At 61.6% G+C, this 19,817-nt stretch carries 24 protein-coding genes; 22 read left to right on the plus strand and 2 right to left on the minus strand.

Features of this window, described 5'->3' with window-relative positions; translation table 11 throughout:
• Positions 1–68 precede the first annotated feature (68 nt).
• From AC3IT6_RS07645 to AC3IT6_RS07655, 3 genes are all read left to right on the plus strand, one after another.
• A complete protein-coding gene (locus tag AC3IT6_RS07645; RefSeq protein WP_007980742.1) occupies positions 69–554 on the plus strand; it encodes a chemotaxis protein CheW in 486 nt (161 codons plus the stop codon).
• Entirely contained in the window at positions 555–947 is a 393-nt protein-coding gene (locus tag AC3IT6_RS07650; protein WP_489354785.1) for a DUF2802 domain-containing protein, read from the plus strand. It abuts the gene before it with no gap.
• A 311-nt stretch (positions 948–1,258) separates the two neighbouring features.
• Positions 1,259–1,759 carry a DUF6622 family protein gene (locus AC3IT6_RS07655; RefSeq protein ID WP_150724485.1) on the plus strand — a complete coding sequence of 167 codons (501 nt, stop codon included), beginning with the start codon at positions 1,259–1,261 and terminating at the stop codon, positions 1,757–1,759.
• Positions 1,760–1,822: 63 nt separating this feature from the next.
• Here AC3IT6_RS07655 and AC3IT6_RS07660 read toward each other — a convergent pair whose 3' ends face one another.
• Together AC3IT6_RS07660 and fliK are read right to left on the minus strand one after the other, a co-directional pair.
• Positions 1,823–2,152, minus strand: coding sequence for an EscU/YscU/HrcU family type III secretion system export apparatus switch protein (locus AC3IT6_RS07660; RefSeq protein WP_489354786.1), 330 nt, complete (start codon positions 2,150–2,152; stop codon positions 1,823–1,825).
• Positions 2,149–3,723, minus strand: coding sequence for a flagellar hook-length control protein FliK (gene fliK / locus AC3IT6_RS07665; RefSeq protein ID WP_489354787.1), 1,575 nt, complete (start codon positions 3,721–3,723; stop codon positions 2,149–2,151). Before fliK ends, AC3IT6_RS07660 begins: the two co-directional genes overlap by 4 nt.
• Before the next feature lie 199 nt (positions 3,724–3,922).
• On the opposite strand from fliK, the gene ccmA reads away from it, so the two are divergent.
• The 19 genes from ccmA (at position 3,923) to phnK (ending at position 19,805) form a co-directional block, all read left to right on the plus strand.
• Positions 3,923–4,558 carry a cytochrome c biogenesis heme-transporting ATPase CcmA gene (gene ccmA / locus AC3IT6_RS07670; RefSeq protein ID WP_150724488.1) on the plus strand — a complete coding sequence of 212 codons (636 nt, stop codon included), beginning with the start codon at positions 3,923–3,925 and terminating at the stop codon, positions 4,556–4,558.
• Entirely contained in the window at positions 4,555–5,223 is a 669-nt protein-coding gene (gene ccmB, locus AC3IT6_RS07675; RefSeq protein ID WP_007980754.1) for a heme exporter protein CcmB, read from the plus strand. The genes ccmA and ccmB overlap by 4 nt, the downstream gene beginning before the upstream one ends.
• Before the next feature lie 92 nt (positions 5,224–5,315).
• Positions 5,316–6,071 (plus strand): heme ABC transporter permease, encoded by a 756-nt coding sequence (locus tag AC3IT6_RS07680; protein ID WP_489354788.1) that lies wholly within the window; start codon positions 5,316–5,318, stop codon positions 6,069–6,071.
• Positions 6,068–6,244, plus strand: coding sequence for a heme exporter protein CcmD (ccmD, locus tag AC3IT6_RS07685; RefSeq protein ID WP_060541438.1), 177 nt, complete (start codon positions 6,068–6,070; stop codon positions 6,242–6,244). The genes AC3IT6_RS07680 and ccmD overlap by 4 nt, the downstream gene beginning before the upstream one ends.
• Positions 6,241–6,696 carry a cytochrome c maturation protein CcmE gene (gene ccmE / locus AC3IT6_RS07690; protein ID WP_008052305.1) on the plus strand — a complete coding sequence of 152 codons (456 nt, stop codon included), beginning with the start codon at positions 6,241–6,243 and terminating at the stop codon, positions 6,694–6,696. Before ccmD ends, ccmE begins: the two co-directional genes overlap by 4 nt.
• Positions 6,697–6,699: 3 nt before the next feature.
• The gene (locus AC3IT6_RS07695; RefSeq protein WP_489354789.1) at positions 6,700–8,688 is read left to right on the plus strand and encodes a heme lyase CcmF/NrfE family subunit; all 1,989 of its coding nucleotides are present in this window, start codon (positions 6,700–6,702) and stop codon (positions 8,686–8,688) included.
• The gene (locus AC3IT6_RS07700; RefSeq protein ID WP_223441099.1) at positions 8,685–9,221 is read left to right on the plus strand and encodes a DsbE family thiol:disulfide interchange protein; all 537 of its coding nucleotides are present in this window, start codon (positions 8,685–8,687) and stop codon (positions 9,219–9,221) included. The genes AC3IT6_RS07695 and AC3IT6_RS07700 overlap by 4 nt, the downstream gene beginning before the upstream one ends.
• A complete protein-coding gene (locus tag AC3IT6_RS07705) occupies positions 9,218–9,691 on the plus strand; it encodes a cytochrome c-type biogenesis protein (protein WP_223441098.1) in 474 nt (157 codons plus the stop codon). Before AC3IT6_RS07700 ends, AC3IT6_RS07705 begins: the two co-directional genes overlap by 4 nt.
• Positions 9,684–10,886: a c-type cytochrome biogenesis protein CcmI gene (gene ccmI, locus AC3IT6_RS07710; RefSeq protein WP_489354790.1), complete on the plus strand. Its 1,203-nt coding sequence runs from the start codon at positions 9,684–9,686 to the stop codon at positions 10,884–10,886. The genes AC3IT6_RS07705 and ccmI overlap by 8 nt, the downstream gene beginning before the upstream one ends.
• Before the next feature lie 15 nt (positions 10,887–10,901).
• A complete protein-coding gene (locus AC3IT6_RS07715) occupies positions 10,902–11,312 on the plus strand; it encodes a hypothetical protein (RefSeq protein WP_489354791.1) in 411 nt (136 codons plus the stop codon).
• A 1,110-nt stretch (positions 11,313–12,422) separates the two neighbouring features.
• Positions 12,423–13,256, plus strand: coding sequence for a phosphonate ABC transporter ATP-binding protein (gene phnC, locus AC3IT6_RS07720; RefSeq protein WP_489354792.1), 834 nt, complete (start codon positions 12,423–12,425; stop codon positions 13,254–13,256).
• Between the two features lie 44 nt (positions 13,257–13,300).
• Positions 13,301–14,317, plus strand: coding sequence for a phosphonate ABC transporter substrate-binding protein (phnD, locus tag AC3IT6_RS07725; protein WP_489354793.1), 1,017 nt, complete (start codon positions 13,301–13,303; stop codon positions 14,315–14,317).
• A 167-nt stretch (positions 14,318–14,484) separates the two neighbouring features.
• Positions 14,485–15,267, plus strand: a complete 783-nt coding sequence (gene phnE / locus AC3IT6_RS07730) for a phosphonate ABC transporter, permease protein PhnE (protein ID WP_489354794.1) — start codon at positions 14,485–14,487, stop codon at positions 15,265–15,267.
• Positions 15,268–15,305: 38 nt separating this feature from the next.
• Positions 15,306–16,010: a phosphonate metabolism transcriptional regulator PhnF gene (gene phnF, locus AC3IT6_RS07735; protein WP_223447979.1), complete on the plus strand. Its 705-nt coding sequence runs from the start codon at positions 15,306–15,308 to the stop codon at positions 16,008–16,010.
• Between the two features lie 11 nt (positions 16,011–16,021).
• Positions 16,022–16,471, plus strand: a complete 450-nt coding sequence (gene phnG / locus AC3IT6_RS07740) for a phosphonate C-P lyase system protein PhnG (protein WP_223460691.1) — start codon at positions 16,022–16,024, stop codon at positions 16,469–16,471.
• Positions 16,471–17,061, plus strand: coding sequence for a phosphonate C-P lyase system protein PhnH (gene phnH / locus AC3IT6_RS07745; protein ID WP_489354795.1), 591 nt, complete (start codon positions 16,471–16,473; stop codon positions 17,059–17,061). Before phnG ends, phnH begins: the two co-directional genes overlap by 1 nt.
• A complete protein-coding gene (locus AC3IT6_RS07750; RefSeq protein ID WP_489354796.1) occupies positions 17,061–18,137 on the plus strand; it encodes a carbon-phosphorus lyase complex subunit in 1,077 nt (358 codons plus the stop codon). The genes phnH and AC3IT6_RS07750 overlap by 1 nt, the downstream gene beginning before the upstream one ends.
• Entirely contained in the window at positions 18,130–19,002 is an 873-nt protein-coding gene (locus AC3IT6_RS07755; RefSeq protein WP_489354797.1) for an alpha-D-ribose 1-methylphosphonate 5-phosphate C-P-lyase PhnJ, read from the plus strand. The genes AC3IT6_RS07750 and AC3IT6_RS07755 overlap by 8 nt, the downstream gene beginning before the upstream one ends.
• A complete protein-coding gene (gene phnK / locus AC3IT6_RS07760) occupies positions 18,999–19,805 on the plus strand; it encodes a phosphonate C-P lyase system protein PhnK (protein ID WP_489354798.1) in 807 nt (268 codons plus the stop codon). Before AC3IT6_RS07755 ends, phnK begins: the two co-directional genes overlap by 4 nt.
• The last annotated feature ends 12 nt before the right edge of the window (positions 19,806–19,817 follow it).

The following is a 19,817-nucleotide window of genomic DNA, read 5'->3' on the forward strand; positions in this document are numbered from 1 at the left end:
AGGCGACGTCACCCTGATGGCGTTGCACGGAACACACACCGCCAGGGCGGTTTCTTGAGGGGCTGGGTATGAATGACAAGGCAACGGCGGCAAAGGGTTCCGAAGATCCGATCCTGCAATGGGTCACCTTCAAGCTGGACAACGAGACCTACGGCATCAACGTGATGCGCGTCCAGGAAGTCCTGCGCTACACCGAAATCGCCCCGGTCCCGGGTGCCCCGAGCTACGTGCTGGGCATCATCAACCTGCGCGGCAACGTCGTCACCGTGATCGACACCCGCCAGCGCTTCGGCCTGATGAATGCCGAGATCAGCGACAACACCCGTATCGTCATCATCGAAGCCGACAAGCAGGTGGTCGGGATCATGGTCGACAGCGTGGCCGAAGTGGTTTACCTGCGTCAGTCGGAAATCGAAACCGCGCCGAACGTGGGTAACGAAGAGTCCGCCAAGTTCATTCAAGGCGTGTGCAACAAGAACAACGAACTGCTCATCCTGGTCGAGCTCGACAAGATGATGAGCGAAGAAGAATGGTCGGAACTGGAGAGTATCTGATTGATTCTCGAGGTTGCGGTCATTGTCCTGTTCCTGTTTTGGGCAGGCACGCTGGCGATGTTCCTGGCGTACATTCGCGGTCAAAAACAGATCGCCGCGCAACAGGCCAAGGGTGATGCGCTGCGTGATCAGCGCATCAAGGACCTGGCCAAGCGCGTCGACGACTACCAGAACGGCAATGTGTGCATGGGCGAAGACCTGCATGAACTGCGGGCGATCGTGGCGCCGTTGCCGGACAAACTCGCCCAGCTGGAACAGCGTGATCCTTCAAGCCTGTCGTTCGCCCAGGCGGCGCGACTGGTCGGGATGGGCGCCAGCGTCAACGAACTGACCCAGTCCTGCGGCTTGACCCAGGCTGAGGCGGAGTTGATGAGCAAACTGCACAAGAACTGAGTGTTGCTATCCGGCTGAAATCGCTTTCGTCGGAACGCCGCCCGGAGCAAGCCCGCTCCCACACTGGATCAATGTCGTACACAAAATTTGTGTTCACAGAAGACCAAATGTGGGAGCGGGCTTGCTCGCGAAGGCGTCCTCGAATGCGCAGCAATCTTCCCCGCGATCCGACTCATTCCTCCCTATCCTCAGACAGGGATTACGCTGTCGTAGTCTCCTGCCTATAACATTCTCAGATCCCACCGTCTTGTGATCGCAACCAGCGATCAGTAGTTTGATCTGCTCAAACATACACAGTGCCAGGAAGGCTTATGATCGACATTTTGCGTGGTACACCGCTGTGGGTTTATGCGGTGTTTTTTATTCTGAGTTACTACGGCGTCATCGCCTGTTTCAGGAGCCACGTATCGAAAAGGTCATTGCAGATATCACCCGTGATATTCGTGGCTTTGTCCCTCGCATCGCTCAATCCCTCCCAGGAAATTGCAATCCAGCTTTCAGTCTATGCATTGGGATTGTTGGCGGGGTGGTTGCTGGCACTGCGTTTTTTCTCGTACAACAATGTGCAGTGCGAGGGGCAACATCTGGTTCTACCCGGTACGATCAAGGTGCTGATTGTGTATTGGGGCTTTTTTGCCTGGCGTTATTACGAAGGTTACCAGGCGGCCATGTACCCGGAACTGGCCAATGAAATGTCGGCGGTTGCAGGGGCGGCGCTGGGGGCAGGGCTCATCAATGGTTTGATTGTTGGTCGCAGTTTCAAGCTATTGCGTTTCGTAGGAGCTGGCTTGCCAGCGAAGGCGGCTAAATGATCGGTGCAATATTCAAGTTCGCATTCGCCGGCAAACTGGCTCCTACATAACGGGTTCGTAAGCTCAATAATCATCCCCGCGCTCGGTGATGTCCTTCTCGACCATCAGCGCATCCGGATCCTGCCCCGCCGGAACCTTCCCCTTCAAACTCCACGCAAACGCAATGATTTCGGCAATCGTCAGATAGAGCTCCTGCGGAATGCTGTCCCCCAGCTCCATCCGCGCCAGCAATCTCACCAGCTCGGCATTTTCATAGATCGGCACTTCGCAGTCGCGGGCAATCCGCAGGATTTCTTCCGCCAGCGCTTCGTCGCCCTTGGCGGCGAGGGTGGGGGCGTGGCTGCCGTCGTATTTGAGAGCGATGGCCTGGCGTGGGGTGTTGGGGTTTTTCATGCGGTTTCGTCGACCCAGCGTTGTTCGAGGCGGGTTTGCGGGCCTTGGGGCGGTGTGCCGAGGTGGCAATCCAGGTCGCCGACGTTCAGGCCGGCGGACAGCAGGCGCTCGCGTAGCCCGCTCAGATGGCTTTCGATCAGGCTGGCGGTGTAAGGCCGTTCGGCCCAGAGCTGGCTTGAGAGGCTGCCCTTGATCAGTTGCGCCTGGATTTGCAGCGGCCCCAAAGGCTCCATGGCGAAGGCCAGTTCCACACGCCACAGCAGCTGCTTGGGCTCGCGTTCTTCGCGACGTTCCTTCGGCTGTTCTTTTTCGGGCGCATCCTCACGCTGGAACTTGACCTGCAAGGGCACGATGTCCTGCATGTTGCGCATCGGGATTTCCAGTTGCCAGGTGCTCATCAGCCGTCCGTCGGCGGTTACGCCGGTCTGTTCCAGGCTCGACAGTTGATGGCTTTGCAGGCGTGAAACCGCGGCGGCGGCCAGGCGCAGCAGGTGGTCGAGGTCGTTTTCACCCTCGGCGCTTTGCAGTAGGCGCTCGGGCAGCGGGAAACCGCTCGGCGACGGCTTGGCACTGACCTGGCCGAGCATGCCCAGGGCATTGCGGACAAAATTCGGCATGGCCTGGGCCAGGGTGTTGGCGGCGATGATCGCGCCGAGGCTGGTGTTGGCCGGCAAGCCCTGACTCAATTGCGCAACCAGTTTGAGCAGGTCGCCTTTCATGTCCGGCGCGAGCGTCGGGTTTTGCCCGGTGAGCAGTTTGCTTTCGAGAAATACACCGCTGCTGGCCAGGGCCTGGGCCAGCCCCTTGGGGGTGCTCAACTGTTGAGCATCCGGCAGGCCGGCGAGCAACCGGGCAGCGGCACTGCGCAATTCAACGGATGTCTGGTCCGAGGGCGGCAGGTTTTGCAGGAGCTTGAGCAAGCCATCCAGCGATCCCTGGCGGCTTTGCTGGTCGACCAGTTGCCGGGTCACCGCCAGTTGTTCCTGTCGGCTGCTCAGGGGCACGAATTTCACGGTCTGGGCGTCCTGCACCTGAGCGCTCAACAAGGTGCCGATGCGCAAGGGTTGCGGGCTGTCGATGTTCAGGGTGCTGCCGCTCAGTGCAGTGTTGAGCAGGCCCACCATCGAGCGAAATACCATGGGCTGGCCGGGCACCTGGGGCAGCACTTGCGAGGTCAGCACTTTGCCCTGCAGCAGGGTGCCAACGGGCAGTTGCGCGGTGTCGAGGCGGGTGAGGGTCGCGACATTGGAGGCAATGGCCTGTTGCACCGTCACGGCCAGGTTGCCGGCCGAGGGCTGAGTGACGATCAGCGTGGTGCCCTGGGCCAGCGGTTGATTACTGGTGGTCTGGACCGTGGTCTGGCGGCCGCTGTCGAGGGTGACCTTGAGCAGCATCTGGAAAGTCTGGTCCGCCTGCTTGAGCGACAGTACTTCGGCCTGGGCGGTTTGACCGACGCTGATCAGCCCCTCCACCGGCGTCAGCAACTTGAGCAACTCACCACTGACCACCGGCGGGCGCGAAGTCGCCGGGAGGGTTTGCGGTAGCGGGAGGATGTTCATTTCGCCTGTCATACGCGGTCACAACCTGAGGAAAATGCACTCTTTAGAGTAAGGTCTGGCATGTATAATGCCGCGCCGTTGTATCCAAAAATGGCGAAAACTTTGCAATTGTTTGACGCAGCTCTCTAGAACAAGACGTCATTGCATCTATGCTGCATCTCTTTAACGGCCGCGCCAGAGCCGACTTGAACCGTATAAGGCCCGTGAACCCTTGACCAGTCCTGTCCTGCAAACCGTTGCCCTTGCCTGTGAGCGAGACCTTCGGCTGCTCTTCGAAAATCTCGATTTGCGACTGGCCAGTGGCGAAATGGTACAAATCAGCGGCCCCAACGGCAGCGGCAAGACCAGCCTGTTGCGCCTGCTCTCGGGGCTGATGCAGCCGACCGCCGGTCAAGTGCTGCTCAACGGCCAGCCGCTGAACGAACAACGCGGTGAGCTGGCGCGCAACCTGCTGTGGATCGGCCACGCGGCCGGGATCAAGGATTTGCTGACGCCGGAAGAGAACCTGAGCTGGCTGTGCGCCTTGCATCATCCGGCGACCCACGAGGCGATCTGGCAGGCGCTGGCCGCGGTCGGCCTGCGTGGTTTCGAGGATGTTCCCTGTCATACGTTGTCCGCTGGTCAGCAGCGTCGCGTCGCGCTGGCGCGTCTATATCTGGACAGTCCGCCGCTGTGGATCCTCGATGAACCCTTTACCGCCCTCGACAAGCAGGGCGTGGCACAGCTTGAATCTCATCTGGCCGGCCACTGCGAACGCGGCGGCATGGTGGTGTTGACCACCCACCACACGCTGAGCCGGATGCCGGCCGGTTATCGCGACATCGATCTGGGGAGCTGGGCCGTATGAGTGTTTTCGGCCTGTTGGTCGCCCGCGAAGCTCGTCTGCTGTTCCGCCGTCCGGCGGAACTGGCCAATCCGCTGGTGTTCTTCGCGATCGTCGTTTCGCTGTTCCCGCTGGCGGTCGGCCCCGAGTCTCAATTGTTGCAAACCTTGTCTCCGGGGCTGGTCTGGGTCGCGGCACTTTTATCGGTCCTGCTCTCGCTGGACGGGCTTTTCCGCAGTGATTTCGAGGATGGATCGCTTGAACAGTGGGTCCTTTCGCCGCACCCCCTGGCTCTTCTGGTTTTGGCCAAGGTGCTGGCACACTGGGCTTTTTCCGGCCTGGCACTGGTTTTGCTCGCGCCCTTGCTGGCGCTGATGCTCGGTTTGCCTGCCGCCTGTCTGCCAGTGTTGCTGCTTTCGTTGCTGCTCGGTACACCGGTACTGAGTCTGCTCGGTGCGGTGGGCGCGGCGCTGACGGTGGGCTTGAAGCGTGGTGGCCTGTTGTTGGCACTGCTGATTCTGCCGTTGTACATCCCGGTGTTGATCCTTGGCAGTGGCGCCTTGCAGGCCGCCTTGCAGGGGATGCCGGCGACCGGTTATCTCCTGTGGCTTGGCAGCCTGACCGCCCTGGCGATAACCCTGACACCTTTTGCAATAGCTGCTGGCCTGAAGATCAGCGTCGGCGAATAATAATGAGGCCTGGTTATTTTTTAACCACTTCTTTTGAAGAAAGGCAGGCCCTGGCTCTTCATAGTAAAGAGCAACCGTGACGGAAACATAGTATGAACTGGACGTGGTTTCACAAGCTTGGCTCGCCCAAATGGTTTTACGGCATCAGCGGCAAACTGCTGCCCTGGCTGAGCGTCGCGGCGTTGCTGCTGATCAGCGTTGGCGTGGTCTGGGGCCTGGCCTTCGCGCCACCGGACTACCAGCAGGGCAACAGCTTTCGCATCATCTATATCCACGTTCCGGCCGCCATGCTGGCGCAGTCCATCTACGTGATGCTGGCGGTATGCGGCATCGTCGGCCTCGTGTGGAAGATGAAACTGGCCGACGTCGCCCTGCAATGCGCGGCGCCCATCGGTGCCTGGATGACCGCCGTGGCGCTGGTCACCGGGGCGATCTGGGGCAAGCCGACCTGGGGCTCGTGGTGGGTCTGGGATGCACGCCTTACGTCCATGCTTATCCTGCTTTTCCTGTACTTCGGTCTCATTGCGCTGGGCAACGCGATCAGCAATCGTGACAGCGCGGCCAAGGCCTGTGCGGTGCTGGCGATCGTCGGCGTGATCAACATCCCGATCATCAAATACTCGGTGGAGTGGTGGAACACCCTGCACCAGGGCGCGACCTTCACCCTCACCGAAAAACCGGCGATGCCGGCCGAAATGTGGCTGCCACTGCTGCTCACGGCGTTGGGTTTCTACTGTTTCTTCGGCGCGGTGCTGTTGCTGCGCATGCGTCTTGAAGTGCTCAAGCGCGAAGCCCGGGCCAGTTGGGTCAAAACCGAAGTGGAAAACAGCCTGGAGGTCGCTCGATGAGCTTTGCTTCATTCGGCGACTTCATCGCCATGGGTCATCATGGCCTGTATGTCTGGTCAGCCTATGGTATCTGCCTGGCGGTTCTGACCCTCAACGTGGCGGCGCCGATCCTGGCCCGCAAGCGGTATCTGCAACAAGAGGCGCGTCGTCTGCGCCGGGAGAACGGCAAGTGAATCCGCTGCGCAAAAAGCGTCTTATCATCATTCTCGCGATCCTCGTCGGGGTCGGCGCTGCCGTCGGCCTGGCCCTGAGCGCCCTGCAGCAGAACATCAACCTGTTTTACACACCGACCCAGATCGCCAACGGCGAGGCCCCGCAGGACACGCGCATTCGTGCCGGCGGCATGGTCGAGGCCGGTTCCTTGCAGCGCTCCGGCGACTCACTGGACGTGAAGTTTGTCGTCACCGACTTCAACAAATCCGTGACCATCACTTATCGCGGCATCCTGCCGGACCTGTTCCGCGAAGGGCAGGGCATCGTCGCCCTGGGCAAGCTCAACGCTGACGGCGTGGTGGTGGCCGATGAAGTGCTGGCCAAGCACGACGAGAAATACATGCCGCCGGAAGTGACCAAGGCCTTGAAAGACAGCGGCCAGTCGGCACCTACACCTGCGAAAGAGGGTTAACCGATGACATCTGGAATATTTATCCCGGAGCTGGGCCACCTGGCCATGATCCTGGCGCTGTGTTTCGCGCTGGTTCAGGCCGTGGTGCCATTGGTCGGTGCCTGGCGCGGTGACCGTTTCTGGATGAGCCTGGCCCAGCCGGCCGCGTGGGGGCAGTTTGCGTTCTTGCTGTTCGCCTTCGGTTGCCTGACCTACGCCTTCATGGTCGATGACTTCTCCGTGGCTTATGTGGCCAACAACTCCAATAGCGCCTTGCCGTGGTACTACAAGTTCAGCGCCGTGTGGGGTGCCCACGAAGGCTCCCTGCTGTTGTGGGCCTTGATTCTCGGCGGCTGGACCTTCGCGGTGTCGGTGTTCTCCCGGCAGTTGCCGCAGGTCATGCTGGCCCGCGTGCTGGCGGTAATGGGCATGATCAGCATCGGTTTCCTGCTGTTCCTGATCATGACCTCCAACCCGTTCAAGCGCATCCTGCCGCAAGTGCCCACCGACGGTGCCGACCTCAACCCCTTGCTGCAAGACATCGGCCTGATCGTTCACCCGCCGATGCTGTACATGGGCTACGTCGGTTTCTCCGTGGCGTTTGCTTTCGCCATCGCGGCGCTGATGGGCGGTCGCCTGGATGCCGCGTGGGCGCGCTGGTCGCGTCCATGGACCATCGTGGCCTGGGCGTTCCTCGGCATCGGTATCACCCTCGGTTCGTGGTGGGCTTACTACGAACTCGGCTGGGGTGGCTGGTGGTTCTGGGACCCGGTGGAAAACGCCTCGTTCATGCCATGGCTGGTGGGCACCGCACTGATTCACTCGCTGGCGGTCACGGAAAAACGTGGCGTGTTCAAGAGCTGGACCGTGTTGTTGGCCATCGCCGCATTCTCCTTGAGTCTGCTGGGCACCTTCCTCGTGCGTTCCGGCGTGCTGACCTCGGTGCACGCCTTTGCCTCCGACCCGGAGCGCGGGGTGTTCATCCTGATTTTCCTGCTGTTCGTGGTCGGCGGTTCGCTGACCCTGTTCGCCCTGCGCGCGCCGGTGGTCAAGAGCCAGGTCGGCTTCAACCTCTGGTCCCGGGAAACCCTGTTGCTGGGCAACAACCTGGTGCTGGTGGTGGCGGCTTCGATGATCCTGCTCGGCACCTTGTATCCGCTGATTCTGGACGCCATGACCGGCGCCAAGCTGTCGGTCGGCCCGCCGTACTTCAACGCGTTGTTCATCCCGTTGATGGCGTTGCTGATGATGGTGATGGCGGTCGGCGTGATCGTGCGCTGGAAAGACACCCCGGTGAAATGGCTGGTGAGCATGCTCACCCCGGTCCTGCTCGGCAGCGCCGCGCTGGCAGTAGTGGCCGGCGTCGCCTACGGCGATTTCAACTGGGCCGTGCTCGCGACCTTCATGCTCGCCGCCTGGGTATTGCTGGCCGGTGTGCGTGACATCTTTGACAAGACCCGTCACAAGGGCCTGATCAAGGGCCTGCCAACCCTGACCCGCAGCTACTGGGGCATGCAGATCGCGCACTTGGGTATCGCCGTGTGTGCGCTGGGTGTCGTGCTGTCGAGCCAGAACAGTGCCGAGCGCGACCTGCGCCTGGCGCCGGGTGAATCCATGGCCCTGGGCGGCTATCAGTTCGTCTTTGAAGGCGCCAAGCACTTCGAAGGCCCGAACTTCACCTCCGACAAGGGCACCGTGCGGGTGATCCGCAACGGCAAGGAAATCAGCGTGCTGCACCCGGAAAAACGCCTGTATACCGTGCAGAACTCGGTGATGACCGAAGCGGGCATCGACGCCGGTTTCACCCGCGACCTCTATGTCGCCCTCGGTGAACCCTTGGGCAACGGCGCCTGGGCTGTGCGCGTGCATGTCAAACCGTTCGTGCGCTGGATCTGGTTCGGCGGTTTGTTGACCGGCTTCGGCGGGTTGCTGGCGGCGCTGGATCGGCGTTATCGGGTCAAGGTCAAAAGCCGCGTGCGCGAAGCACTGGGCATGTCGGGAGCCACTGCATGAAGCGTTGGTTGATGTTGTTGCCACTGGCGATTTTTCTGGTGGTCGCTGTATTCCTTTACCGTGGGTTGTACCTTCGCCCGGCCGAGCTGCCTTCGGCCATGATCAACAAGCCGTTCCCGGAGTTTTCCCTGCCATCGGTGCAAGGCGACAAGACCCTGACCCGCGCTGACATTCTGGGCAAACCGGCGCTGGTCAACGTCTGGGGCACCTGGTGCATTTCCTGCCGGGTCGAGCACCCGGTGCTGAACAAACTGGCCCAGCAGGGCGTGGTGATCTACGGCATCAACTACAAGGACGTCAACGCCGACGCCTTGAAGTGGCTGACGGACTTCCATAACCCGTATGTGCTGGACATTCGTGACGACGAAGGCTCGCTGGGCCTGAACCTCGGCGTGTATGGCGCGCCGGAAACCTTCTTCATCGACGCCAAGGGCATCATCCGCGACAAGTTCGTCGGCGTGATCGACGAGCAGGTCTGGCGCGAAAAACTGGCGGGCAAGTACCAGGCGCTGGTCGACGAGGCCAAGCCATGAAGCGCTGGATCGCTGCCGTTATCCTGGGCTTGAGCCTGGCGGGGGTGGCCCACGCGGCCATCGATACCTACGAGTTCGCCAAGGAAGAAGATCGCGAGCGTTTTCGCGAGCTGACCAAAGAGCTGCGTTGCCCCAAGTGCCAGAACCAGGACATCGCCGACTCCAACGCACCGATTGCCGCCGATCTGCGCAAAGAGATTTTCCGCATGCTCGGCGAGGGCAAGGACAACCAGCAGATCATCGACTTCATGGTCGACCGCTACGGTGATTTCGTCCGCTACAAGCCTGCGCTGAACGCCAAGACCGCCTTGCTCTGGTTCGGCCCCGCCGGCCTGCTGCTGGGCGGTGTCGTGATCATCGCGGTGATCGTCCGCCGTCGTCGCGTGCAACGCGCCGGCACCCCGGGCTCGCTTTCTGCCGAGGAGCGCTCGCGCCTCGACCACCTGTTGGATAAAACCAAGAATGATTGATTTCTGGCTCGCTGCAGGTCTGCTGCTTCTGGTTGCCCTGAGTTTTCTATTGATCCCGGTGCTGCGCAGCCGTCGCGCCCAGCGCGAAGAGGATCGTACCGCCCTGAACGTCGCGCTTTATCAGGAGCGCGTGGCTGAGTTGCAGACTCAGCAGGAAGAGGGCGTACTCGATGCGGCGCAAATGGACGCCGGTCGCGCCGAAGCCGCCCGTGAATTGCTGGCGGACACCGAGGGCGCTGAAGCGCCGCGGGTGTCGCGTCTGGGCAAACCCTTGCCGTTGCTGGCGGCCATTCTGGTCCCGGTGCTGGGCTTGGGCCTGTATCTGCATTTCGGTGCCAGCGACAAGGTCGAACTGACCCGCGAATTCTCCCAGGCACCCCAGTCGATGGAAGAGATGACCCAGCGTCTGGAGCGTGCGGTCGCCGCTCAGCCGGATTCCGCTGAAGGCATGTACTTCCTCGGTCGTACCTACATGGCTCAGGATCGCCCTGCGGACGCGGCGAAGATGTTCGAACGCACCGTGAACCTGGCCGGTCGCCAGCCCGAACTGCTCGGTCAGTGGGCCCAGGCCCAGTACTTCGCCGATGGCAAGAAGTGGTCGGACAAGGTCCAGGCCCTGACCGACGAAGCGCTCAAGGCCGATCCGAAAGAAGTCACCAGCCTTGGCCTGCTCGGCATTGCTGCGTTCGAAAGCGAGCGATATCAGGACGCCATCGATTACTGGAATCGCCTGTTGGCGCAGTTGCCGCCGCAAGACAAGTCCCGCGAAGCGCTGCAAGGCGGGATTACCCGGGCCACGGAGAAGCTGGTGGCCGGTGGCGGCAAGGTTGCGCAAGCACCGGCAGCCAAGGCCGCGGCGTTGCTCAAGGTCAGCGTCGATCTGGCAGCGGACCTCAAATCCAAGGTCCAGCCTGGCGACAGCGTGTTCATCTTCGCCCGTGCGATCTCCGGTCCTCCGGCCCCGCTGGCGGTCAAGCGCATGACCGTGGCCGACCTGCCGGTGACCGTCGAACTGGGTGATGCCGACGCAATGATGCCGCAATTGAAACTGTCGAACTTCCCTGAAGTCCAACTGGTTGCGCGCATTTCCCGTGCCGGCAAACCGACCGCCGGCGAATGGATCGGTCGCAGCCAACCACTGGCCAGCAGCACCACCGCGCCGCAAACACTGACCATCGACAGCCCGGACAAATAACAGGAAAACGCAATCATGACCGCATTCGCTCGTATCACCCTGCTCAGCGTCGTTATGGGGTTAAGCGCTTGTGCGGTCCAGCAGCCAACGGAACATCAGGCACCACCACCGCCGTTCCCGCCGTCGCAGCCCAGTCCCACGCCTTCGACGTCGCCTGTACCGAGCAAGCCGACCATCCCGGCCAAACCCTCCAAGCCGTTGCCACGCACTTCTGCGAGCTTCGCGCCACCACCTGGGGGGAATAGCCATTGGGATCCGAAGCTTGGGGTGTATGTGCTTGATGACCAGCCCAATACCTTTTATCGCCAGCGTACCTATTATCGCTGGGATAACGGCTGGAGCCGGTCGATCAGTGCTGACGGGCCGTGGGAGGATACTGACATTCACGGTGTGCCGGGTGGGCTGGGGCGGCAATTCGGGCAGTAACGCAATGAGGCGACCTTCGGGTCGCCTTTTTTGTGCCTGTTGAAATGTGATTGCCGGGGGATTGCTGAACCCTGTGGGAGCGGGCTTGCTCGCGAAGGCTTTGTGTCGGGCGGAGTGTTTTTTGATGGTGTACGTATCCATTCCTGCGGTAACGGCCACTTATGGTTTCGCCCTTACGGCGAGTCACTTTTTTTACAAGCGCCTAAAAAAAGTAACCAAAAAAACGCTCGCCCCGAACGTACGGCCCCTCGCCAAGGCTCGGGGTTCCTTCGCTCCGGCATTCATCCGGGGGGCATCGCCTCCGGTCGGCTTCGCTCGACCTCCTCTCGATGTGTTCGGCTGCGCCGAACGGCGCTGCGCGCCTACCCCCGGATGAACACCTCCACTCAGCCTTCCGAGGGGGCGGGTGGATCAAGATCAAAAGCTGCAGGCGAGCTAACGCTCGGCCTGATGAGTGGTGAGAAGCGACGGGGTGGTGTGGGCTACTCTACTTTTGTTTTTCTGTGGGAGCGAGCTTGCTCGCGATGACGGCCTGACAGCCGACCAATCTCCTGCAGATGCATCACAGGTGAACGAACCCAGCAAACAGGCCGGCCGGTAGGCTGCCTCGCTTTTGCTTTGGCTTTGGCTTTTGATCTTCTTGCCCCCTCGAGAGGCCGAGTGGAGGTTCTGCGTAGTGGGCAACCCGGCATGGATGGCGGCGGGCCCACGGAGCAGGACCGGAGCGAGGGCATGCCGAGCTTAAGCGAGGCACCGAACGTCAGGGGCAAGAGCCCTTGGTTACTTGGGGCTCTTCCAAGTAACCCGCCGTAAGGGCGGAACCCTAAGTTGCCGTTACCGCAGCAATGGATATGTACACCCACAAAATAATCATCGCCTGACACAAAGCCTTCGCGAGCAAGCCCGCTCCCACAGGGTTCTTCAGTGGACACCCAATCTGGGTACAACCGCGACCAGATGCAGAAACCTCCAGCTCAACCTTTCACAAAACCTTCATCAAATGGCCCATCCAGTGACATGTGCAAGTCATAGGGCTGACATGCCTCATGCCTAAAGTCTGTTGAACTCAAATACAGCCACGGACGGCTGTTCAACCAGACAGAGAAGCCCATGAACGCAGCTATCCATGTCGATCATCTGAACAAGACCTTTGCGCGCAAAACCGCACTGGTCGACCTCGAACTGACCATCGCGGCCGGTGAGATGGTCGCGCTGATCGGCGCGTCCGGCTCCGGCAAGTCCACTTTGCTGCGCCACCTCGCGGGTCTGGCCTGTTGCGATAAAAACAACGGCGGCAGCATCAAAGTGCTGGGGCGGGAAGTACAGGCGAGCGGACGACTCAATGGCAAGGTGCGCCGCCTGCGCGCCGACATCGGCTACATCTTCCAGCAGTTCAACCTGGTCAACCGATTGAGCGTGCTCGACAACGTGCTGCTCGGTTGCCTGGGGCGCATGCCGCGCTGGCGTGGCAACTTGAGCCTGTTCAATGCCGAGGAAAAGCAGTTCGCCATGGAGTCCCTGGACCGTGTCGGCCTGGCTGACCTGGCGGCACAACGGGCCTCGACCCTGTCCGGCGGCCAGCAACAGCGCGTGGCGATTGCCCGTGCGCTGACCCAGCGGGCCGAAGTAATTCTGGCGGATGAACCGATTGCCTCCCTCGATCCGGAATCGGCGCGCAAGGTCATGGAGATCCTCGCCGACATCAATCGCCGTGACGGCAAGACCGTGGTGGTGACCCTGCATCAAGTCGACTACGCCACCCGTTATTGCCCGCGTGCAGTGGCGCTCAAGGCCGGCCGGATTCATTTCGACGGTCCGGGTTCTCAATTGAGCGGCCAGTTCCTCAACGATTTGTACGGTGCCGACGTCGACACCAGCCTCATGTGTTCCGAGTCATCCCGTCATAGCGAAGCGGCGCCGCGACTGGTGTTGGCGCGCGTGTGATCAACCCCGGATTCCCCCACCGTTCACCCTCAGGAAACCATTCCATGTTGAACCGTATCGGTCGCGTTTTTGCTGGCGCAGCGCTGCTCGCCAGCTGTGTATTGGGCACCGCCCAGGCGGAAGAAAAAGCCATCAACTTCGGCATCATGTCCACCGAGTCTTCGCAAAACCTCAAGAGCATCTGGCAGCCGTTCCTGGATGACATGCAGAAGCAGACCGGCCTGAAGATCAACGCCACGTTTGCCTCTGACTATGCCGGCCTGATCCAGGGCATGCGCTTCAACAAGGTCGATGTGGCCTGGCTGGGCAACAAGGCGGCCATCGAAGCGGTGGACCGCTCCAACGGCGAGATCTTCGCCCAGACCGCTGCCGCCAGTGGCGCCGCCGGTTACTGGAGTGTGCTGATCGTACGCAAGGACAGCCCGATCAACTCGGTTGACGACATGCTGAGAAACGCCAAGAACCTGACCTTCGGCAACGGTGACCCGAACTCCACCTCGGGCTACCTGGTGCCGGGCTATTACGTGTTCGCCAAGAACCACGTCGATGCCGCCACTGCGTTCAAGCGCACCCTCAATTCCAGCCATGAAGTCAACGCGCTGAGCGTGGCCAAGGGGCAAGTGGATGTGGCGACCTTCAACACCGAAAGCTGGGATCGCCTGGAAGTCACCCAGCCGGACAAGGCAGCACAGCTCAAGGTGATCTGGAAGTCGCCGCTGATTCCGGCCGACCCGCTGGTGTGGAGCAAAGCGCTGAGTGACAGCGAGAAAACCAGGATCCGCGATTTCATCTTCAGCTACGGCGACACCGACGAAGAGAAGGCCGTGCTCAAGGGCATGCAACTGGGCAAATTCCTGAAATCCAGCGACGACCAGTTACTGCCGATTCGCCAGCTGGAGCTGTTCAAGCAGCGCACCACGATCAGTGCTGACGACAAGCTGGAAGCTGCGGACAAGGCCAAGAAACTGGCGGATATCGATGCCGAGTTGGCCAAGCTGCAAGAGCGTCTGACCTTGCTGGAAAAGACCAACACCGAGAAGAGCGCGGCCAACGCCGGTTGATCTAACGGCGCGGTAAATGTGGGAGCGGGCTTGCTCGCGAATGCGGACTGACCTTCACCATCAATGTTGACTGACGCACCGCTTTCGCGAGCAAGTCGAATCGTCGCACCGCCGCTCCCACAGGGTTTGCACCAGGCATCACTGAACGCTTTTTAAAGAGAACCTTCATGACCACTCTGCACGCTGAAGCTGTCGGCAAGCGCACCTGGCCGCAGTACCTCGGTTGGGGCCTGTTCCTGGTCCTGCTGGCCTGGGCCTGGCACGGCGCCGAAATGAATCCGATAGCGCTGTACCGCGACTCGGGAAACATGGCGACCTTCGCCGGGGACTTCTTCCCGCCGGATTTCCATGAATGGCGCATGTACCTCAAGGAAATGCTCGTCACCGTACAAATCGCTCTGTGGGGCACGGTGCTGGCGATTGTCTGCTCGGTGCCGCTGGGCATTCTCTGCTCGGAAAACATCACACCGTGGTGGATCCACCAACCGCTGCGCCGGGTGATGGATGCGTTCCGTTCGATCAACGAAATGGTCTTCGCGATGTTGTTCGTGGTGGCCGTCGGGCTGGGACCGTTTGCCGGGGTCCTGGCGCTGTGGATCAGCACCACTGGCGTACTCGCCAAGCTGTTCGCCGAAGCCGTCGAGGCGATTGATCCCGGCCCGGTCGAAGGCGTTCGCGCCACCGGTGCCAGTGCCTTGCAAGAGGTGATCTACGGGGTGATCCCGCAAGTCATGCCGCTGTGGGTGTCCTACGCGCTGTACCGCTTCGAGGCCAACGTGCGCTCGGCGACGGTGGTGGGAATGGTCGGCGCCGGTGGGATCGGGGTGATCCTGTGGGAGAACATCCGCGCCTTTCAGTTCACGCAGACCTGCGCGGTGCTGCTGGTGATCATCGTCATCGTCAGCCTGATCGACATCCTCTCGCAACGCCTGCGCAAGCAGTTCATCTGATTTTTCGGAGGGGTGCCCACGGGCGCTTTTTTTAAAGCATGCAGTTGTCTAGACAAGATGAGCCGGTGTACCGCGAATTGGCCGACATCCTGCGCCGGGAGCTGGCGGATTACCGCGCCGGTGATTTCCTGCCGGGCGAGGTGATGTTGGCCGAGCGCTTCGGGGTCAACCGCCATACCTTGCGCCGCGCCATTGATGAACTGGTGTTCGAGGGCAGCTTGTTGCGTCGCCAGGGCAAGGGCACCCAGGTGCTGGAACGGCCGCTGATTTATTCGATGACCGCCGACAGTGCCTACAGCCAGTCGTTGTCGGCCCAAGGACATGGCGTCGAGGCAGTGCTGCTCAAGCGTCGTTACTGCTTCGCCAGCCGCGAAGAAGCCCAGTATCTGGGCATCGCCGAGATGGCTCCGATGATCGAATTGCAGACTTTGCGCAAGCTCGACAACCAACCGGTCAGCCTGATCCGCCATCGCTACTGCGCCAGTCACGCGCCGCTGCTGGCCGATTACACCGGAGGCTCCCTGCGCAAATACCTGAGCGAACGGGACTTGCCGCTGACCCGCACCCAAAGCCTGATCGGCGCCCGTTTGCCCAACCGCGAAGAAGCCGCGCTGCTGCTGATGCCCCGGCATCTGCCGGCCCTGAGTGTGTTCACCCTTTCCCGCGATCGCGACGGCCGTGCCGTGGAGCTGGCCCAGTCCACCAGCCGTTCGGATCGCTTCCAGTACCAGGTCGTCACCTGATGGAGAACGCAATGCACAACCCTGTTCCTCATACCGAACGGCAGCACTGGATCGGTGTGCTGGCCCGCGCCAGCCGCAGTGAATTGCAGCCTTTCGAAGCCGCTTTGCGCGATGTCGAATACCAACTGATCCGCGCCCCGGAAATCGGCATGACCCTGGTCCGTGGCCGCATGGGCGGTAACGGCGCGCCGTTCAACGTCGGCGAAATGAGCGTGACCCGCTGCGTGGTGCGCCTGGCCGATGGCCGTACCGGCTACAGCTATCTGGCGGGGCGCGACAAGGTCCACGCCGAACTGGCCGCGTTGGCTGACGCGCATTTGCAAGGCGCGCAACAGCGCCATTGGCTGGCGGAAATGATCACGCCGCTGGCGACCGTGCAGGCCGAACGCCGGGCACAGAAAGAGGCGGAAACCGCCGCCACCAAAGTCGAATTCTTCACCCTCGTGCGAGGAGAAAACTGATGAGCGCACAGCTGTTGCAACCGGCGTTCGCCGACCCGGTGCTGGATGCCCAGCGCGGATTTCGCGCTGCACTCAAGGCCTTGGCCGGCCCCGGTCTGATCCAGACGCTGCACGCCTCGCCGAGCCTCGAAGGCTTGGCGCCTGCGACCTATGCGCTGTGCCTGGCGTTGCTGGATGTCGACACGCCGCTGTGGCTGGCGCCGTCGTTCGATACGCCGCTGATCCGCGCCAACCTGGCGTTCCACTGTGGTTGCCCGTTGACCACCAAGCGTGAAGACGCGCGGTTTGCCTTGCTTGCCGCCGAGGATCTGCTCGACCTGAGCCGCTTCGATACGGGCAACGATCGCTATCCCGACCAGTCCTGCACCTTGCTGGTTCAGCTGCCAAGTCTCGACGGCGGGGCAGGGCTGCTGTGGCGCGGGCCGGGCATCGAAAGCGAACACGGCGTTGCGCTGCCGCTGGCCGGTGACTTCTGGCGCGAGCGTGAACTGCACAACGAATTCCCCCGGGGCCTGGACCTGTTTTTCACCACCGGCCATGACCTGATCGGCCTGCCCCGCAGCACCCGTATCGCAGAGGAGCGCGCCTGATGTACGTAGCCGTCAAGGGTGGCGAACAGGCCATCGACAATGCCCACCGCCTGCTGGCGAAAAAGCGCCGGGGCGATACATCGGTCACTGAGCTCGGCGTTGAGCAGATCCGTCAGCAACTGCCGCTGGCAGTGGCGCGGGTGATGAGCGAAGGCTCGCTGTACGACGAAGAACTGGCCGCGCTGGCCATCAAGCAAGCGGCGGGGGATCTGGTGGAAGCGATCTTCCTGCTGCGGGCCTACCGCACCACGTTGCCGCGCTTCAGCCCAAGCCTGCCGATCGACACGCAAAACATGCAGCTCAGCCGACGCTTGTCCGCGACCTTCAAGGACGTGCCGGGCGGACAACTGCTGGGCCCGACCTTCGATTACACCCATCGTCTGCTGGACTTTGCACTGCTGGCCGAAGGCGAATACCCGGGACCGCAAGTCACCCCGAATGCCAGCCTTGAGCCCTGTCCGCGAGTCATCGGTTTGCTCGCCCAGGAGGGCCTGATCAAGACCGAATCGGACAACGGCGAAAGCGTGGCCGACATCACCCGCGACCCGCTGGAGTTGCCTGCCAGTCGCGCGCAACGCCTGCAAGCGTTGGCCCGTGGCGACGAAGGTTTCCTGCTGGCGCTGGGTTATTCGACCCAGCGCGGTTATGGCCGCAATCACCCGTTCGCCGGGGAAATTCGCATCGGTGAAGTCGAGGTCTGGATCGATCCCGAAGAGCTGGGTTTCCCGATCAACCTGGGCTGCATCGAAGTCACCGAGTGCGAGATGGTCAACCAGTTTGTCGGCTCGGCCACGGAGCTGGCGCAGTTCACCCGCGGCTACGGCCTGGCCTTCGGCCACGCCGAGCGCAAGGCCATGGGCATGGCGCTGGTCGACCGTGCGTTGCGCGCCGACGAATACAACGAAGAGATCGTCTCGCCGGCCCAGCAGGAAGAGTTCGTGCTGATGCACTGCGACAACGTCGAGACCGCAGGCTTCGTTTCGCACCTGAAGTTACCTCACTACGTCGACTTCCAGGCCGAACTGGAACTGATCCGCAAACTGCGCAAGCCTGCCGAGGGGCAAAACCATGAATGACTTGAGCCAGGCACCGGTGCGCGATGCGGCGTACAACTTCGCCTACCTCGATGAGCAGACCAAACGCATGATCCGCCGCGCCTTGCTCAAGGCCGTGGCGATCCCCGGGTACCAGGTGCCGTTCGGTGGTCGCGAGATGCCGCTGCCTTATGGCTGGGGCACCGGCGGCATGCAGTTGACCGCCGCGATTCTGGGGGACGATGACGTGCTCAAGGTTATCGACCAGGGCGCGGACGACACCACCAACGCCGTGTCGATTCGCCGATTTTTCGCCCGCACCGCTGGCGTCGCAACCACCGAAAGCACACCGGAGGCGACGGTGATCCAGACCCGTCACCGCATCCCGGAAACGCCACTGCACGCCGACCAGATCATGGTCTATCAGGTACCGATTCCCGAGCCGCTGCGCTTTATCGAACCGTCGGAAACCGAGACCCGGACCATGCACGCCCTCAACGATTACGGGGTCATGCACGTCAAGCTTTACGAAGACATTGCCACCTTCGGCCACATCGCCACGGCGTACGCCTATCCGGTGATGGTCGACGAGCGTTACGTGATGGACCCGTCGCCGATCCCCAAATTCGACAACCCGAAACTCGACATGAGCCCTGCGCTGATGCTGTTCGGCGCCGGCCGTGAGAAGCGTCTGTACGCGGTGCCGCCGTACACCAAAGTCACCAGCCTCGACTTCGAGGATCACCCCTTCGAAGCACAGAAGTGGGAAGAGTGCTGCACGATCTGTGGCAGCCGCGATTCGTTCCTCGATGAGTTGATCCTCGACGACGCCGGCACCCAGAGCTTCGTCTGTTCCGACACCTATTACTGCGCCCAGCGCGTCAGCCATCAGGAGCAGGACCAATGAACCAGGCGCTGAATAACCAATTGTCCGTGTCCACCGAGCCCTTGTTGCGGGTGCGCGATCTGTCGCTGTTGTACGGCCCGGAGAAGGGCTGCCAGGACGTCAGTTTTGATCTGTACCCAGGTGAAGTACTGGGCATTGTCGGAGAGTCCGGTTCGGGCAAGTCGACCTTGCTGTCCTTGCTCAGCGGTCGTCTACCACCGCAACGCGGAAACATCGGTTACCGCGACAAACAGGGCCAATGGCTGGACCTGTACAGCGCCAGCGAAGCCGAGCGCCGGACCTTGCTGCGCACTGAATGGGGCTTCGTCGAACAGAACCCTCGCGACGGTTTGCGCATGGGCGTGTCCGCCGGCGCCAACATCGGCGAGCGCCTGATGGCCCAGGGCGTGCGCAATTACCAGCAACTGCGTGGGGCGGGGCTCGACTGGCTGAGCCAGGTGGAAATCGATCCGCAGCGCATCGACGACTTGCCCCGGACCTTCTCCGGCGGCATGCAGCAGCGCCTGCAAATCGCCCGCAACCTGGTGTCCAGTCCACGGCTGGTGTTCATGGACGAGCCGACCGGTGGCCTCGATGTCTCGGTGCAGGCACGCTTGCTCGACCTGCTGCGCGGGCTGGTGCGTGAGCTGGACCTCGCCGTGGTGATCGTCACCCACGACCTGGCAGTCGCTCGTTTGCTGGCTGACCGTTTGATGGTGATGCGCCGCTCGCGAGTGGTGGAAACCGGGCTGACCGATCAGATCCTTGACGATCCGCAGCACCCTTATTCGCAACTGCTGGTGTCGTCGGTGTTGCAGCCGTGAAGCCCCGTTCAA

It is taken from the genome of Pseudomonas sp. KH_017 (assembly GCF_057840285.1).

Bases quoted from the DNA above. Each gene is read 5' to 3' on its own strand.
- AC3IT6_RS07645 (WP_007980742.1), top strand. From the start codon at position 69: ATGAATGACAAGGCAACGGCGGCAAAGGGTTCCGAAGATCCGATCCTG.
- AC3IT6_RS07655 (WP_150724485.1), top strand. From the start codon at position 1,259: ATGATCGACATTTTGCGTGGTACACCGCTGTGGGTTTATGCGGTGTTT.
- AC3IT6_RS07660 (WP_489354786.1), bottom strand. From the start codon at position 2,152: ATGAAAAACCCCAACACCCCACGCCAGGCCATCGCTCTCAAATACGAC.
- fliK (WP_489354787.1), bottom strand. From the start codon at position 3,723: ATGACAGGCGAAATGAACATCCTCCCGCTACCGCAAACCCTCCCGGCG.
- ccmB (WP_007980754.1), top strand. From the start codon at position 4,555: ATGAGTGTTTTCGGCCTGTTGGTCGCCCGCGAAGCTCGTCTGCTGTTC.
- AC3IT6_RS07680 (WP_489354788.1), top strand. From the start codon at position 5,316: ATGAACTGGACGTGGTTTCACAAGCTTGGCTCGCCCAAATGGTTTTAC.
- ccmD (WP_060541438.1), top strand. From the start codon at position 6,068: ATGAGCTTTGCTTCATTCGGCGACTTCATCGCCATGGGTCATCATGGC.
- AC3IT6_RS07695 (WP_489354789.1), top strand. From the start codon at position 6,700: ATGACATCTGGAATATTTATCCCGGAGCTGGGCCACCTGGCCATGATC.
- AC3IT6_RS07700 (WP_223441099.1), top strand. From the start codon at position 8,685: ATGAAGCGTTGGTTGATGTTGTTGCCACTGGCGATTTTTCTGGTGGTC.
- AC3IT6_RS07705 (WP_223441098.1), top strand. From the start codon at position 9,218: ATGAAGCGCTGGATCGCTGCCGTTATCCTGGGCTTGAGCCTGGCGGGG.
- ccmI (WP_489354790.1), top strand. From the start codon at position 9,684: ATGATTGATTTCTGGCTCGCTGCAGGTCTGCTGCTTCTGGTTGCCCTG.
- AC3IT6_RS07715 (WP_489354791.1), top strand. From the start codon at position 10,902: ATGACCGCATTCGCTCGTATCACCCTGCTCAGCGTCGTTATGGGGTTA.
- phnC (WP_489354792.1), top strand. From the start codon at position 12,423: ATGAACGCAGCTATCCATGTCGATCATCTGAACAAGACCTTTGCGCGC.
- phnD (WP_489354793.1), top strand. From the start codon at position 13,301: ATGTTGAACCGTATCGGTCGCGTTTTTGCTGGCGCAGCGCTGCTCGCC.
- phnE (WP_489354794.1), top strand. From the start codon at position 14,485: ATGACCACTCTGCACGCTGAAGCTGTCGGCAAGCGCACCTGGCCGCAG.
- phnF (WP_223447979.1), top strand. From the start codon at position 15,306: ATGCAGTTGTCTAGACAAGATGAGCCGGTGTACCGCGAATTGGCCGAC.
- phnG (WP_223460691.1), top strand. From the start codon at position 16,022: ATGCACAACCCTGTTCCTCATACCGAACGGCAGCACTGGATCGGTGTG.
- phnH (WP_489354795.1), top strand. From the start codon at position 16,471: ATGAGCGCACAGCTGTTGCAACCGGCGTTCGCCGACCCGGTGCTGGAT.
- AC3IT6_RS07750 (WP_489354796.1), top strand. From the start codon at position 17,061: ATGTACGTAGCCGTCAAGGGTGGCGAACAGGCCATCGACAATGCCCAC.
- AC3IT6_RS07755 (WP_489354797.1), top strand. From the start codon at position 18,130: ATGAATGACTTGAGCCAGGCACCGGTGCGCGATGCGGCGTACAACTTC.
- phnK (WP_489354798.1), top strand. From the start codon at position 18,999: ATGAACCAGGCGCTGAATAACCAATTGTCCGTGTCCACCGAGCCCTTG.